This window comes from Pseudomonas sp. GW531-T4 (assembly GCF_017349615.1).
Lineage (GTDB): Bacteria > Pseudomonadota > Gammaproteobacteria > Pseudomonadales > Pseudomonadaceae > Aquipseudomonas > Aquipseudomonas chlororaphis_I.
This window is the reverse complement of sequence record NZ_JACMZT010000003.1, coordinates 126,508-141,358: the sequence shown is the minus strand read 5'-3', so window position 1 is coordinate 141,358 and position 14,851 is coordinate 126,508. Positions and strand designations below refer to the sequence as shown.

Genomic DNA, 14,851 nt, shown 5'->3' with positions numbered 1-14,851 from the left:
TTAGCCCAGCGCCCGTGTAGCTCAGCCGGTAGAGCAGCGCACTCGTAACGCGAAGGTCGCAGGTTCGATTCCTGTCTCGGGCACCAATTGGCAAGCTCAAGTCGTACAAACAACAAAGCCCGCATCGCGCGGGCTTTGTCGTTTTTACTGGCCTTGAATCACTTCACTTTGCTTCTCAGGTCCTCGAGGCTGCGTTTGAGTTGGTCCAGGTTCTGGCCCTGATTGCTGACCTCGCTCTTGAGGCTGGACAGCTCGCTGGAGTTGGAACTGGAGCTTGAGCTGCTGCCACGCTTGAGGTCATCGATCTGACTGGCCAGCTTATCCAGGGTGCTGGCCTGACTGCTGACCGTGCTCTTCAGGCTAGACAGTTCGCTGGAGCTCGAACTGGAGCTAGAGCTGTTGCCACGCTTGAGTTCCTCGATCTGCTTGCCGAGCTTGTCCAGTTCACCGGCCTGACTGCTGACCGTGCTCTTGAGGCTGCTCAGTTCGCTGGAGCTCGAACTGGAGCTAGAGCTGTTGCCACGCTTGAGTTCCTCGATCTGCTTGCCGAGCTTGTCCAGTTCACCGGCCTGGCTTCCGACCGTACTCTTGAGGTTGCTCAGCTCGCTGGAGTTCGAATTGGAGCTCGAGCTATTGCCGCGCTTGAGCTCCTCGATCTGTTTGCCGAGCTTGTCCAGCTCGCTGGCCTGGTCGCTGGTAACGCGCTTGAGGTTGTTCACTTCACTGGCGCTCGAGCTGGAGCTGGAGCCGCTGTTGCGCTTGAACTCTTCAAGCTGGGTTTCCAGTTTTTTCAGCTGGTTGGCTTGCTCGCCGGTGGTTTTCTTGAGGTTGCTCATCTCACTGGCATTGGAGCTGGAGCTGCTGCCGGTGTTGCGTTTGAGTTCTTCGATCAGGCGCGCCTGGCTGTTGACCAGGTCCTTGAGCTTTTCCAGCTCGGCGGTGCTGCTCTTGAGGCCGTCCTGGAGCTTTTGCAGGTCGTCCACGGTGAAGCCGCTGGGGCGCACGGTGAACTTGAGGTCCACTTCCTGGTGCAGGGCCGAGATCCTGTCCGAGTACGAGGCGCTGCTGGAGTTGAATTCGACGGCCTGGGCGGGGAGTGACAGGCTGCTGAGGATCAGGGTGGAGAGGCTGGTGGCGAGGAAGGCGGACGAACGCTGAGTGCGGCTGAACATCACTGGGTTTCCTTGTGAAGTGCCGATATGGCACATCGCTATGACTGCGTTCCTGCCTTCTTGTTCCTGGAGTGAGAAGCCGGCTCGGGGGGAGGAATGTAACAACGTATTTTTCATGAAAGTGCCTTGAGCGAACGGACAGGTTTTTTTGTCGGTGCGCTGTAAGGATTCGTAGGCATCCGCAGACAAAGGCCCTATATTCGCAGCCTGTCTGAATGGTTTTCAGATGATCCCGAATGGTTCACGGCCAGATAAATCGGCTTTCACAGCGCTTTTTTGCGGCAAAGAGATCCCAACGATCCAGATCCATCTTCCATTCCCATGATCAGAGAGAACGAGATGATTCCTAAAGAAGCCAGAATTGACGTAGCCCTTGAAAAGTACCTGGCTGCCACGCCTTCCTTGCAGGAAGAAATCAGCGACCTGAGCCCGCAGGAGCAGAAGCAGCAGGCCCAGTGGGCGTTCGAGGACGAAGCGGAGTCGCGCGGCATCGAGCCGTGGGAGCTTGTGCTGGAGTTGGTGGCCGAGTCGCCCGATGAACTCAAGGCCATGCGCCTGGAGGTCCATCAGGAAGTGGCCGAGGCCCTGGGCATGGACCTTAAGGACTACCTGGAACTCAACGAAATCGACGACTGATGCAAAAACGCCAGCCTTTCAGGGGCTGGCGTTTTTCTTTGGGGTATCGCGCAAAGAGTCAGAGGCTCAAGCGCATCGACAAATCGACCGCCTTCACATCCTTGGTCATCGCCCCGATAGAAATGTAATCGACGCCGGTCTCGGCGATCGGGTGCAAGGTGCTTTCATTGATCCCGCCGCTGGCTTCCAGCTTGGCCTTGCCGGCATTCAGGCGAACCGCCTCGCGCATGTCGTCCAGGCTCAACTCGTCGAGCATGATGATGTCCGCGCCCGCCGCCAGGGCTTCCTTGAGTTCTTCCAGGCTTTCCACTTCGACTTCCACCGGCTTGCCCGGGGCGATCTTGTGGGCGGCGCTGATCGCCTGGGCGATGCCGCCGCACGCGGCAATATGGTTTTCCTTGATCAGGAAGGCGTCGTACAGGCCGATGCGGTGGTTGTGGCAGCCACCGCAGGTCACCGCGTACTTCTGCGCCAGGCGCAGGCCTGGCAGGGTCTTGCGGGTATCCAGCAACTTGACCTGGGTATCGGCGACGAAATCGGCGTAGTACTGCGCGCGGGTGGCCACGCCGGACAGCAACTGCAGGAAGTTCAGGGCGCAGCGTTCGCCGCTGAGCAGCGAACGGGCCGGACCTTCGAGGTGGAACAGGGCCTGGTTGGGGCTGACGCGCTCGCCGTCACGCACCTGCCAATGCACGGCGACCCGTGGGTCGAGCTGGCGGAACACCGCGTCGACCCAGGCCGTGCCACTGATGATCGCCGCTTCGCGGGTGATGATGGTGGCTTTGGCCAGGCGTTCGGCCGGGATCAGTTGCGCGGTGATATCGCCGCTGCCGATGTCTTCCAGCAACGCACGGCGCACGTTGGCTTCGATTTCGGCGGTCAGGTCGGCGAGGCGTAGATTCGGCATAACGGGCTCCACAAACAAAGTGGCCCGATTATAGGGCCATGGCGCCAGCGAACCCAAGGCGAGCGCCTTCCCGTGGTTGCATTTGGTCGCCTGGCATGAGCCGTTTGCCGGAAAGGGCGGTCGCTATATGAGCGCTATTTCAAAGCCCGCGCAGAGTCTGCTGGCACAAGAAGGGGCTTTTGCCAGATAATCCGACTTCTAATTGACGTCATAGCTTTGACGTTTGTTTGGCTCCCCACTATTTGAAATGCAGCGGTGCGTATCGATGCCCGCTGGGACTCGACTGTGAGCGTCGAGCGACCTTTCATTGCGCGGCAGAGAAACACCTTTCAGGAGGCTTGGATGCACAACGACGGGAATGTAGTGCCTTTGCACAAGGCGGCTACGGATCAGGCGAACGCTTCGCCGCTCGCCCGCCTGCCTGTGATTCTGCTTCAGGTCCGCGACAAAGCCGCCCAGCAACTGCGCCATGGCCTGCAGGAACTGTTCGATAACGCCGACGACACCTTGTTCGAGATGGCCGACCGGGCCCAGAACAATGTCGACCAGAACACCTTTTTCGAAGCCATGCGCGACCTGCGCCTGAAACGCAAAAGCATCGAGCGCGGCTTCCTGGAAAAACTCTTCGAGGCCTTTGTCGGCCTGGTCCAGTACGACCCCGCGCCAGCGATCGCCCAGGCCGTCGCCTGCGTCCCGCCCGCCGATACCTGCCGTGACGACCTGGAGCGCACTGTGGCCCTCGAGGCAATGGTCGCCAAGGCGGGCAACCGTGACGGTTTTGCCCTTGGCCAGCTCACCGCGCGCCTGAACGTGCTGCTGGGCAAGCACCTGGATGACCGCAGCAACCCCCTGGGCCCGGCCATGCTCTGCGAGTACTTCCTCGAATCCGGGCGCAACCTGGGGGTGGAGATCAAGGTCAAGCTGATCATTCTCAAGCTGTTCGAGCGTTATGTGCTCAGCGAGGCCGACCAGCTGTACGCCGAAGCCAATCAGCTGTTGGCCGCCACTGGGGTGTTGCCGGAGCTCAAGCCGGCGCCGGCGCGCCGGTCCCTCGACCAGGCGGCCGCGAGTATTCAGGCCACGCCCGAGCCCGGCGTGGCGCAGATGGACGAGAGCGTTCAGGAAGTGTTCGCCGCCTTGCAGGAGCTGCTGCTGCATGTCCGCGGCAGCGTGGTGCCGACCCTGGAGGCGAGCGCCGAAACCCAGCCGATTTCCACCCGTGACCTGCTGCGCCTGCTGTCTCACCTGCAGCACTATGTGCCGGCTGGCACCCAGGACGATTTCGACCTGCGTAACCACTTGGAACAGCTGCTGACCCGGGTCAGCGTGAAAAGCGGCAAGTCGCGGGTGGTCGGGGTGGCCGACGAGGATGTGATCAACCTGGTGGCCATGCTCTTCGAGTTCATCCTGGCCGATCGCAACCTGCCGGAATCCTTGAAGACCCTGATCGGCCGCTTGCAGATCCCCATGCTCAAGGTCGCGGTGCTGGACAAGAGTTTCTTCAGCCGCAGCAGCCATCCCGCCCGCCGCCTGCTCAACGAAATCGCCGCGGCAGCCATGGGCTGGGGCAGCTGCGACGATTATCAGCGCGACAGCCTGTACTTGCGGATCGAACAGGTGGTGCAGCGGTTGTTGAGCGACTTCGTCGACGACCCGGCGATCTTTTCCGAGCTGCTCGCCGAGTTTCTCGCCTTCACCAGCGACGAGCGGCGCCGCAGCGAGCTGCTGGAGCAGCGCACCCGTGATGCTGAAGAGGGGCGGGCCAAGGCCGAACTGGCGCGGCGTCGCGTCGAGCAGGCGTTGAACGAGGGACTGCTGGGCAAGGTCCTGCCCCTGACCGTCGTCGAGTTCGTGCAACAGGCCTGGAGCAAGGTCCTGTTGCTGACCTGTCTCAAGCATGGCGAGCACTCCAGCGAATGGCGCGAGGGCCTGCAGACCATGGAGCAACTGATCTGGAGCGTGCAGCGCCACACCGACCCGGATGCCGCCATGCAACTGCTGGCGCTGGTGCCCGACCTGCTCAAGGCGCTGCGCGACGGCTTGAACAGCGCGGCGTTCGATCCGTTCGCCACCAGCGAGTTCTTCAGCCAGCTGGAAGCCTTGCACTTGCAGGTATTCGAGCGCTTCGGCGAGAACGCCGGGCAGCATCGGCCGGGCGTGGCGGACGAGCAGCCGGCGATGGTCGCGGTCGAGGAACACATTGTCCTGCCCAGCGCTGAAGAGGGCCCGCTGGAGGCCGCGCCCCTGGCGCTGGCGCCCAATGATCCCGGCTTGCTGCGGGTCGAACAGCTGCGGCTGGGGGCCTGGGTCGAATTCCTCGAGGACGAGGACAACAGCGTGCGCTGCAAGCTGGCGGCCATCGTGCAACCCGGCGACAAGTACATCTTCGTCAACCGCACTGGCATGAAGGTGCTGGAGCGCACCCGGGTCGGCCTGGCCCTGGAGTTTCAGCGCGGGGCCGTGCGTCAGCTGGACGACACCTTGCTGTTCGACCGGGCGCTGGAGTCGGTGATTGGCAGTTTGCAGCGACTCAATCGCGGCAAGTGATCGCAACCTGGGCGCGGAACGCGGCATACTGAGCCGTCACAGGCTTCGTTGAAGGAATCGGTATGCAGTTGGACCCCGCAAGCGGCTGGTGTCACGGCGTTCGCCATTGCCCGTCACCCAATTTCAACGCACGCCCCGCGGATGAAATCTCCCTGCTGGTGATCCATAACATCAGCCTGCCGCCGGCCCAGTTCGCGACGGGCAAGGTGCAGGAATTCTTCCAGAACCGTCTTGATGTCACAGAGCATCCCTATTTTGCCGGGATTGCCGACCTGCGCGTGTCCGCGCATTTCCTGATCGAACGTGACGGAACCGTCACTCAGTTTGTCTCCTGTCTGGACCGCGCCTGGCACGCCGGCGTGTCGTGGTTCGACGGGCGCGAAAGCTGCAATGATTTCTCCCTGGGGATCGAACTGGAAGGTACCGACGAGTTGCCGTTCACCGATGCCCAGTACGACGCGCTGATTGCCTTGACCCGGCAGTTGCAGCAGGCCTTCAAGGCCATCACCCCACAGCGGATTTGTGGGCACAGCGATATCGCTCCGGGGCGCAAGACCGATCCGGGGCCCGGATTCGACTGGGTACGCTATCGCGCGGCCCTGAACGAAGGGGAAGGACAATGAGTTTTCTGGTGTTGTTGCTGGCGGTCTGGATCGAGAAGTTCTCGGCCTTGCGCCAGCGCGTTCAGCATGACGAGCCGTGGTTGCGCCAGCTGTTCCGGCAAGAGGCCAGCCCGCGTCTGGCCAAGCGTCCCTGGTGGGTGCTGGCCCTGCTGGTGCTGTTGCCGGCAATGGTGCTGGGGTTGCTGTTGCTGGTCCTGGAGCCGCTGGCCTACGGCCTGCTGGCGTTGCCGGTGCATCTGCTGGTGGTGATCTACAGCCTGGGGCGGGGCGACCTGCTGGGCGAACTCGGGCCGTTTCGCGATGCCTGGCGCCGCGAGGACCTGCAAGCCGCGGCGCACGTCGCCAAGCGCGACCTGGACATCTGCGCCGACAGTGGCGAGCAGTTGCTCGGGCAGGTTCAGGGGCACCTGCTGTGGCAGGCCTACCAGAGCTTTTTCGCGGTGATCTTCTGGTACTTCCTGCTGGGCCCGGTGGCCGCATTGAGCTATCGCCTGCTGGCGCTGGCCGCCGAGCACAGCAAGAACCCGGCGGTCGCCGAGCGCGCCGGGCAGCTGCGGCATGCCTTCGACTGGTTGCCGGTACGCCTGCTGGCGGCCAGCTTCGCCCTGGTGGGCAACTTCGTCGCGGTCAGCCGCGTGATGCTCCACGAACTGCTGAACTGGAACATCAGCGCCGCGCAGCTGGTGGAAAAGGTCGGCCTGGTCGCCGCGGAAATCCCCGCACCGATCACCGGGCCGGACGGCATTCTCAGCCTGGACCGGATCTGGGAGTTGTTGCTGCGGGCCGCGGTGCTCTGGTACGCCGCTTTCGCCCTGTGGACCGTGCTGCCCTGACGGCGAGCCGCGAGTGAGCGCTGGCGAGCCTCTCCGGTCTTGCCAGCGCAGATAAAGCCTTCCTTCTGTCCGCCGTCCCCGCGGTTAACCTTAAGTTACAAACCCTTTTGCCGATTTGAGCTATACAGAAGCAGCGCCAAATAGTGGCTATCTGCCGTCTTCGCGTACCTGCCAATAAAAATAAAAGCAAAAAGGGAGACTTCTTGTGAAGAGCTTGCTCTATCCCGCCATTGCCCTGATGAACCGCCTGAGCTTCGGCATGAAGTTCAGCCTGATCAGCGTGCTGTTTTTTCTGCCGATGCTGGTCACCAACTTCTATCTGGTGCGCGATTCCTACCGTGAGTTCCAGGGCACCCAGGTCGAGCTGCAAAGCCTGGACCTGCTGGGCAGCAGCCTGACCCTGCGCCGTGACCTGGAAACCCTGAACAATCTGGTGCAGATCAACGCGACCCTGGGGCAGTCCGGCAAGGCCGGGGATATCGAGAGCAAGATAGTCGCCCTGGAAAAGTCCGTGCTCGAACGCTTGCAGGGCCTGGTCGCAGTCACCGTGGACCCTGAGCAGATTGGGGTTTTCGACGGCAAGCGCGATGAAATGATCGCCGCCTTCAAGGCGCAGCAGGCGGAAAGCTCGCTGCAAAGCAAAAGCGCGCTGATCGGCAAGCTCTTGGGCAGTGCGCAGATTTTCAGCCAGATCATCGCCAGCCAGTCCGGCCTGAGCCGCGATACCCAGAGCGATGTACGGCAGTTGAGCGAACTGGTGACCAGCGTCACGCCGCAGGTCACGCAGATTCTTGGCGAAGGGCGGGCGATGGGCGCGTATTCCCTGGGCCAGGGCTTTCTCAACTCATCCGCCAGCACCCGCTTCGACGAGTTGCTGGTGCAGATTGAGAAACTCCAGGCCGAATACGGCCTGAAACTGCAGGATGCGCTGGGCTCGAGCAAGGCCGCCCAAGGCGCGCTGGACGCCCTGGCCAGCGCCAGCAAAGGCAGCCTCAAGCAAGCCAGCGAGCTGTTCGAAGAGCAGGTGGTGATGGCCGATACCCTGGACGCGCCCTGGCAGGGCTTTTATGACCAGGTCAGCGGGCTGATGGCGCAGACCTACCAGCTCAATGAGGCGACCCTGAAGTTCCTCGGCGAAGAGCTGCAGCAGCGGCTGGGGCAGAACCGTACGCAGATGGTGCTGCTGGTAGTGGCGCTGGCGGCGGTGTTCCTGCTGATCTTCTATCTCTATGGCGCGTTCTACGTCTCGACCCGCACCACCCTCAAGCGTCTGGGCGCGATGATGGACAAGGTGGCGGCCGGTGACATGACCGTCACCTTCAACGCCCAGAGCCGCGACGAGCTGGGAGAGTTGGGCACGGTGTTCAACGGCACCGTGGCGAAGATCCACGACCTGATCGAGCTGGTGGGCAAGACCGTCGGCGAGGTCGAACGCCAGGCCGGGCAGGTGGAAGCCGTGTCGGCCCAGAGCAACCAGGCGGTCGCCGGGCAGCGCAGCCAGATCGAACAGGTGGCGACGGCGATGAACCAGATGTCCGCCACGTCCCAGGAAGTCGCGCGTAGCGCCGCCGCGGCGGTCAGCAGCGCCCACAGCGTCAACGACGAGACCATCAGCGGGCGCGGGCTGGTGGAATCCCAGCAAGGCAGCATTGCCCAGCTGGCCAGCGAGATCGACCAGTCGGTGCTGGTGATCAATCAGCTGGCCAGCGACAGCCAGGCCATCAGCCGGGTGCTGGAGGTGATCAAGAGCATCGCCGAACAGACCAACCTGCTGGCGCTCAACGCTGCCATCGAAGCGGCCCGCGCTGGCGAGCAGGGGCGGGGCTTCGCGGTGGTGGCCGACGAAGTGCGGACCCTGGCCAAGCGCACCCAGCAATCGACCGAGGAAATCGAGCAGATGATCGTCAAGCTCCACGGCGGCGTGGGGGCGGCGGTCAAGGCCATGGGCGTCAGCCATCAGATGGCCAATGGCACGGTCGGGCAATCGGAAAAGGTCCAGCAGGCGCTGGAGAACATCCTCGGCGCGGTGGGCATGATCGTCGACCAGAACCAGCAGATCGCCGCGGCGGTAGAGCAGCAGACCGCGGTGGCCCACGACATCGATCAGAACATCGTCGAGATCAACCGCGCCGGCGAGCGCACCGCCGAAGGCGCGTACCAGACCGAAAACGCCAGCCGCCAGCTGTCGGCGCAGGTGGTGCAGTTGAAGCAGTTGATCAGCGCATTCAGGGTCTGATTCAGGCGTTGTGGGGCCAGCCGAACAGCGCGCAGGCGTTGGCGGTACTGGCCGCCGCCAGCTGTTCGGGGCTGACGGCCATGATCTCGGCCAGGGCCGCACAGATCTCCGGCAGGTGTTGCGGGCTGTTGCGCTGGTTGGGGTACATGGCGGGCGCCATGTCCGGCGAGTCGGTTTCCAGCACCACCGCGTCCAGCGGCAAGTCGGCGATGACCTTGCGCAGGCGCAGGGCCTGGGGCCAGGTCGCGGCGCCCCCCAAGCCCAGTCTGAACCCCAGCTTGAGGTATTCGCGGGCTTCTTCGCGGCTGCCGGCGAAGGCGTGGATGATGCCGGCGCGCTTGAGCTTGAAGTGCTTGAGGGTGGCAATCACCGCGGCATGGCTGCGCCGTACATGAAGCAGGGCGGGTAGCTGGAAGTCCGCGGCCAGTTGCAGTTGCGCTTCGAACAGCTGCTGCTGGCGCTGGCGATCCAGCTGTTCGAGAAAATAATCCAGGCCGAACTCACCCACCGCGCACAACTGCGGATGGCCCGCCAGGCGGGTCAGCCAGTCGCCCAGTTCACGCAGGTCGGCCGGGGTGTGCTCGTCGAGATAGACTGGGTGCAGGCCGAAGGCGGCATGCAGGTCGGCATCGCTCTGCACCAATTCCCACAGTCGCTGCCAATTGCGCTGATAGACTCCCAGCACCACCATCCGCCGCACGCCGAGGGCGCGGCTGGCCGCCAGCAGCGCCTGGCGATCCGCGTCGAAATCCGGAAAATCCAGATGGGTGTGGCTGTCGATCAGCTCCACGGTCAAGCCTCGTGAATGCGCTGCTTGAAGGTCCGGGCGATGGCGTTCACGCCGGGTTGGTAATGGGCTTCTTCAATGGCGGCCAGGGCCAGTTGCAGGGCCTTGTCGGCAATCAGCTGGTGCTGCTGGGCCATGGCGTTCACCGGCAGCGGCAAAAAGTCCAGCAACTGGGTATCGCCGAAGGTGCCCAGGCGCAGCGGGCGCGACTTGAGCGGGAAGTCGTGCAGCGCGTCGAATACCCCTTGCAGCAGCACATAGGAGGTGGTCACCAGGGCATCCGGCAGGTGGCCCAGGCGCTCCAGCAACGCTTCCATCAGCTGGCGACCGCAGTCGCGGCTGAAGGCTTCGCCCTGTTCGATCAGCACCTGGCCGTCGAAACCTTCCAGCGCCTGCTTGAAGCCGGCGGCGCGTTCCTGGCTGATGCCCAGCTCGGGGCGGGCGCCGATCAGGGCGATCTGCCGCGGCTGGGGCTGCAACAGGCTGCGGGTCAGGTGCAGGCTGGCTTGTTGATCGTCGCTGATCACCGAGCAGAAAAACTCCGGCTCCATCACCCGGTCGATGGCGATGATCGGCAGGCCCTGGGCCTGCAACAGGCGATAGGTGTCATCCTCGGGCGGCAGGCAGCTGGCGACGAACAGCGCGTCGCAGCGGCGCGCGCGGAACAGTTGCAGCAGCTGCCGCTCGCTGTCCGGGGCATCGTCGGAGCTGGCGATCAGCAGCTGGTAGCCACGGGCGCGGGCGCCTTGCTCAAGCAGCTTGGCGATACGCGCGTAACTGGGGTTTTCCAGGTCTGGCAGGATGAAACCCAGGGTCCGGGTCCGCCGGCTGCGCAGCCCGGCGGCCTGAGGGTTGGGCGTGAAGCCATGTTCCTCGACCACCGCCCGGACCCGTTCGACGGTCGCGTTGCTGATACGTTGCTGTTCGGCCTTGCCGTTGATGACGTAGCTGGCGGTGGTGACGGACACACCGGCCAGTCTGGCGATATCACTGAGTTTCAACCCGGGTTTTCCTTGTTTTCTGGAGCTTGCCCCGACATTTTCGCCAATCCTAACCGATATAGGCAGGCGACCAATGTCGGAACATGCAGCCGACAGGTAGGGCTTCAAGGATGGAAGATTATCGAGTAACGTGCCCAATATTCTAGATTAAACGTTTCAGCACGCGTATTTTCTAGGGGTATGGGCAGACGGGAACAGGGCCTTGCCAAGCCGGCGGTCCCGTTTGTGGCATTAAAGCCGCCTGACTGATTCACTCAAAACAATACCTAGCGCCCCGGCGCTAAATAGGAGAAAGCATGCTCGAGCTCACTATTGAGCAGATATCCATGGGCCAGTCGGCTGTGGATAAGTCCGCTGCACTGCACCTGCTCGCCGACAAACTGGTGGCCGACGGCCTGGTCGCCGAAGGTTACCTGGCTGGCCTGCAGGCCCGCGAAGCCCAGGGCTCGACCTTTCTCGGTCAAGGTATTGCCATCCCCCACGGCACCCCGGAAACCCGCGACCAGGTGTTCGCCACCGGCGTGCGTCTGTTGCAGTTCCCCGAGGGCGTGGACTGGGGCGATGGCCAGATCGTCTACCTGGCGATCGGCATCGCCGCAAAATCCGACGAACACCTGCGCCTGCTGCAACTCCTGACCCGCGCCCTCGGCGAAACCGACCTGGGCCAGGCCCTGCGCCGCGCCAGCTCGCCGGAAGCCTTGCTGAAACTGCTGCAAGGCGCGCCGCAGGAGCTGGCGCTGGATGCGCAGATGATTGGCCTGGGCGTGGCCGCCGAAGACTTCGAAGAGCTGGTGTGGCGTGGCGCCCGCCTGCTGCGCCAGGCCGACTGCGTGAGCAACGGTTTTGCCGCGGTGCTGCAACAGGTCGAGGCGCTGCCCCTGGGCGATGGCCTGTGGTGGCTGCACAGCGAGCAGACCGTCAAGCGCCCGGGCCTGGCCTTCGTCACCCCGGACAAACCGATTCGCTACCTCGGCCAGCCATTGGCCGGGCTGTTCTGCCTGGCCAGCCTGGGCGAGGCCCATCAGGCCCTGCTGGAACGCCTGTGCGCGCTGTTGATCGAAGGCCGCGGCCATGAACTGGGCCGGGCCACCAGCAGCCGCGCGGTATTGGAAGTGCTGGGCGGCGAACTGCCGGCCGACTGGCCGAGCGCGCGCATCGTCCTGGCCAACGCCCACGGCTTGCATGCGCGCCCGGCGAAGATCCTCGCGCAACTGGCGAAAAGCTTCGAGGGCGAGGTCCGTGTGCGGATCCTCGACGCGCCGGGCTCCGCGGTTTCGGTGAAGAGCCTGAGCAAACTGCTGAGCCTCGGCGCCCGCCGTGGCCAGACCCTGGAGCTGATCGCCGAACCGAACATCGCCGCCGACGCCCTGCCAGCCTTGCTGGCGGCCATCGCCGAAGGATTGGGGGAAGAAGTCGAACCGGTTCCAGAAGCCAGCGTGCCCCAGGAAGTGCCGGAAGAAGTCGAGGTGCCCATCAGCGCGCCGGCTTCCGGCAGCCTGGTCCAGGCCATCCCGGCGGCCCCCGGCATCGCCATCGGCCCGGCGCATATCCAGGTGATCCAGCCGTTCGACTACCCGCTGCGCGGCGAATCCACCGCCATCGAGCGCGAGCGCCTGCAAGGAGCCCTGGCCGAGGTCCGGCATGACATCGACGGCCTGATCCAGCGCAGCAAGGCCAAGGCCATTCGCGAGATTTTCGTCACCCACCAGGAAATGCTCGACGACCCGGAACTGACCGACGAAGTCGACACCCGCCTCAAGCAGGGCGAAAGCGCCGAAGCGGCCTGGATGACCGTGATCGAAGCCGCCGCCCGGCAGCAGGAAGCCTTGCACGACGCGCTGCTGGCCGAACGCGCCGCCGACCTGCGGGACATCGGCCGGCGGGTGCTGGCGCAGTTGTGTGGCATTGAAACTCCGACCGAGCCGGATGAGCCCTACATCCTGGTGATGGATGAAGTCGGACCGTCGGACGTGGCGCGCCTCGATCCGGCGCGGGTCGCCGGCATTCTCACCGCCCGTGGCGGCGCCACTGCGCACAGTGCGATCGTCGCCCGCGCCCTGGGGATTCCGGCGCTGGTCGGTGCCGGTGCCGGCGTGTTGCTGCTCAAGCCGGGTACACCGCTGCTGCTCGATGGCCAGCGCGGTCGCCTGCATGTGGATGCCGATGCCAGCACCCTGCAACGGGCCACCGAAGAGCGCGACACCCGCGAACAACGGCTCAAGGCCGCCGCCGAGCAACGCCATCAACTGGCGCACACCACCGACGGCCATCACGTCGAAGTCTTCGCCAACATCGGCGAAAGCGCCGGGGTGGCCAGCGCCGTGGAAAACGGCGCCGAAGGCATCGGCCTGCTGCGCACCGAACTGATTTTCATGGCTCACCCGCAAGCGCCGGACGAAGCCACCCAGGAAGCCGAATACCGCCGCGTGCTCGATGGCCTGGCCGGGCGGCCGTTGGTGGTGCGTACCCTGGATGTCGGTGGCGACAAGCCGCTGCCGTACTGGCCGATCGCCAAGGAAGAAAATCCCTTCCTCGGCGTGCGCGGCATCCGCCTGACCCTGCAACGCCCGCAGATCATGGAAGCCCAGCTGCGCGCCTTGCTGCGCTCGGCGGATAACCGCCCGCTGCGGATCATGTTCCCCATGGTCGGCAGCGTCGATGAATGGCGCGCCGCCCGCGACATGACCGAGCGCCTGCGCCAGGAAATCCCGGTGGCCGACCTGCAACTGGGGATCATGATCGAAGTGCCGTCCGCCGCCTTGCTGGCGCCGGTGCTGGCCAAGGAAGTGGACTTCTTCAGCGTCGGCACCAACGACCTGACCCAATACACCCTGGCCATCGACCGTGGTCACCCGACCCTGTCGGCCCAGGCCGACGGCCTGCACCCGGCGGTGCTGCAACTGATCGACATCACCGTGCGCGCGGCCCATGCCCACGGCAAGTGGGTCGGCGTGTGCGGCGAGCTGGCGGCCGATCCGCTGGCGGTGCCGGTGCTGGTCGGCCTGGGTGTGGACGAACTGAGCGTCTCCGGACGCAGCATCGCCGAGGTCAAGGCACGCATTCGCGAGCTCAGCCTGACCCAGGCACAAACCCTTGCGGAGCAGGCCCTGGCCGTCGGCAGCGCGAACGATGTGCGTGCCCTTGTGGAGGCCATGTAATGGCAAAGATTCTTACCCTGACCCTGAATCCGGCGCTGGACCTCACCGTCCAGCTGGCGCGCCTGGAACCGGGGCAGGTCAACCGCAGCGAAGCCATGCACACCCACGCCGCCGGCAAGGGCGTGAACGTGGCCCAGGTGCTGGCCGACCTTGGCCATCAGCTGACCGTCAGCGGCTTCCTCGGTGAAGACAATCCCCAGGCGTTCGAGGCGTTGTTCGCCCGCCGCGGTTTTGTCGACGCCTTTATCCGTGTGCCCGGGGAGACCCGCAGCAACATCAAGCTGGCCGAGCAGGACGGGCGCATCACCGATCTCAACGGCCCCGGCCCGGAGGTCGACGAAGCGGCGCAACAGGCCTTGCTCGCACGTCTGGAACAGATCGCCCCGGGGCATGACGCGGTGGTGGTGGCCGGCAGCCTGCCGCGCGGCGTCAGCCCGCAATGGCTGCACGCCTTGCTGACCCGCCTCAAGGCGCTGGGGCTGAAAGTGGCGCTGGACACCAGCGGCGAAGCCCTGCGTGCTGGCCTGGCCGCCGGGCCCTGGCTGGTCAAGCCCAATACCGAGGAGCTGGCCGAGGCCCTGGACAGCCCGGTGCTGTCGCTGGCGACCCAGGCCGAAGCCGCCAGGCGCCTGCACGCCCAGGGCGTCGAGCATGTGGTGATTTCCCATGGCGCCGAAGGCGTGAACTGGTTCAGTGCCGCGCCGGCCCTGCAGGCGCTGCCGCCCAAGGTCAGCGTGGCCAGCACCGTCGGCGCCGGCGACTCGTTGCTGGCCGGCATGCTCCACGGCCTGCTCAGCGCCCACGCTTTCGAACAGACCCTGCGCACCGCCACGGCCATCGCCGCCATGGCCGTGACCCAGATCGGTTTCGGCATCACCGATGCCGCGCAGTTGGCACAGCTTGAACAGGGGGTGCGCGTTCATCCCCTCATAGAACAATAAGAGGGTTGGT

At 64.4% G+C, this 14,851-nt stretch carries 11 protein-coding genes, 1 tRNA gene and 1 pseudogene; 9 read left to right on the top strand and 4 right to left on the bottom strand.

Translation table 11 applies throughout. The annotated features are described in order from the left end of the window. The first annotated feature begins 10 nt into the window (after positions 1–10). Positions 11–86, top strand: a tRNA-Thr gene (locus J4D28_RS03515). Between the two features lie 72 nt (positions 87–158). Here J4D28_RS03515 and J4D28_RS03510 read toward each other — a convergent pair. Beyond that, the gene (locus J4D28_RS03510; RefSeq protein WP_009046938.1) at positions 159–1,172 is read right to left on the bottom strand and encodes a hypothetical protein; all 1,014 of its coding nucleotides are present in this window, start codon (positions 1,170–1,172) and stop codon (positions 159–161) included. A 339-nt stretch (positions 1,173–1,511) separates the two neighbouring features. Here J4D28_RS03510 and J4D28_RS03505 point away from each other — a divergent pair, with 339 nt between their 5' ends. Then, a complete protein-coding gene (locus tag J4D28_RS03505) occupies positions 1,512–1,808 on the top strand; it encodes a DUF6388 family protein (protein WP_009046939.1) in 297 nt (98 codons plus the stop codon). 58 nt (positions 1,809–1,866) lie between these two features. On the opposite strand, the gene nadC is transcribed toward J4D28_RS03505, so the two are convergent. Next, positions 1,867–2,715: a carboxylating nicotinate-nucleotide diphosphorylase gene (nadC, locus tag J4D28_RS03500; RefSeq protein ID WP_103330580.1), complete on the bottom strand. Its 849-nt coding sequence runs from the start codon at positions 2,713–2,715 to the stop codon at positions 1,867–1,869. 342 nt (positions 2,716–3,057) lie between these two features. On the opposite strand from nadC, the gene J4D28_RS03495 reads away from it, so the two are divergent. From J4D28_RS03495 to J4D28_RS30610, 5 genes and pseudogenes are all read left to right on the top strand, one after another. Further along, on the top strand, positions 3,058–5,262 hold the full coding sequence (locus tag J4D28_RS03495; protein ID WP_103330578.1) for a DUF1631 domain-containing protein: 2,205 nt from the start codon (positions 3,058–3,060) through the stop codon (positions 5,260–5,262). Positions 5,263–5,324: 62 nt separating this feature from the next. Beyond that, positions 5,325–5,885 carry a 1,6-anhydro-N-acetylmuramyl-L-alanine amidase AmpD gene (ampD, locus tag J4D28_RS03490; protein WP_007922273.1) on the top strand — a complete coding sequence of 187 codons (561 nt, stop codon included), beginning with the start codon at positions 5,325–5,327 and terminating at the stop codon, positions 5,883–5,885. Continuing rightward, positions 5,882–6,718 (top strand): regulatory signaling modulator protein AmpE, encoded by an 837-nt coding sequence (gene ampE, locus J4D28_RS03485; RefSeq protein ID WP_009046942.1) that lies wholly within the window; start codon positions 5,882–5,884, stop codon positions 6,716–6,718. The genes ampD and ampE overlap by 4 nt, the downstream gene beginning before the upstream one ends. A 238-nt stretch (positions 6,719–6,956) precedes the next feature. After that, positions 6,957–8,048: pseudogene (locus J4D28_RS30615) on the top strand (methyl-accepting chemotaxis protein); the annotation flags it as partial. Then, on the top strand, positions 8,025–8,954 hold the full coding sequence (locus J4D28_RS30610; protein WP_371920904.1) for a methyl-accepting chemotaxis protein: 930 nt from the start codon (positions 8,025–8,027) through the stop codon (positions 8,952–8,954). The pseudogene J4D28_RS30615 and the gene J4D28_RS30610, both read left to right, overlap by 24 nt. A gap of 1 nt (position 8,955) precedes the next feature. Here J4D28_RS30610 and J4D28_RS03475 read toward each other — a convergent pair whose 3' ends face one another. Together J4D28_RS03475 and cra are read right to left on the bottom strand one after the other, a co-directional pair. Beyond that, a complete protein-coding gene (locus J4D28_RS03475; protein WP_009046944.1) occupies positions 8,956–9,744 on the bottom strand; it encodes a TatD family hydrolase in 789 nt (262 codons plus the stop codon). A 2-nt stretch (positions 9,745–9,746) separates the two neighbouring features. Next, positions 9,747–10,742, bottom strand: coding sequence for a catabolite repressor/activator (cra, locus tag J4D28_RS03470; RefSeq protein ID WP_009046945.1), 996 nt, complete (start codon positions 10,740–10,742; stop codon positions 9,747–9,749). A 296-nt stretch (positions 10,743–11,038) separates the two neighbouring features. Here cra and ptsP point away from each other — a divergent pair, with 296 nt between their 5' ends. Further along, entirely contained in the window at positions 11,039–13,900 is a 2,862-nt protein-coding gene (gene ptsP / locus J4D28_RS03465; protein WP_009046946.1) for a phosphoenolpyruvate--protein phosphotransferase, read from the top strand. Further along, entirely contained in the window at positions 13,900–14,841 is a 942-nt protein-coding gene (pfkB, locus tag J4D28_RS03460; RefSeq protein WP_009046947.1) for a 1-phosphofructokinase, read from the top strand. Before ptsP ends, pfkB begins: the two co-directional genes overlap by 1 nt. The last annotated feature ends 10 nt before the right edge of the window (positions 14,842–14,851 follow it).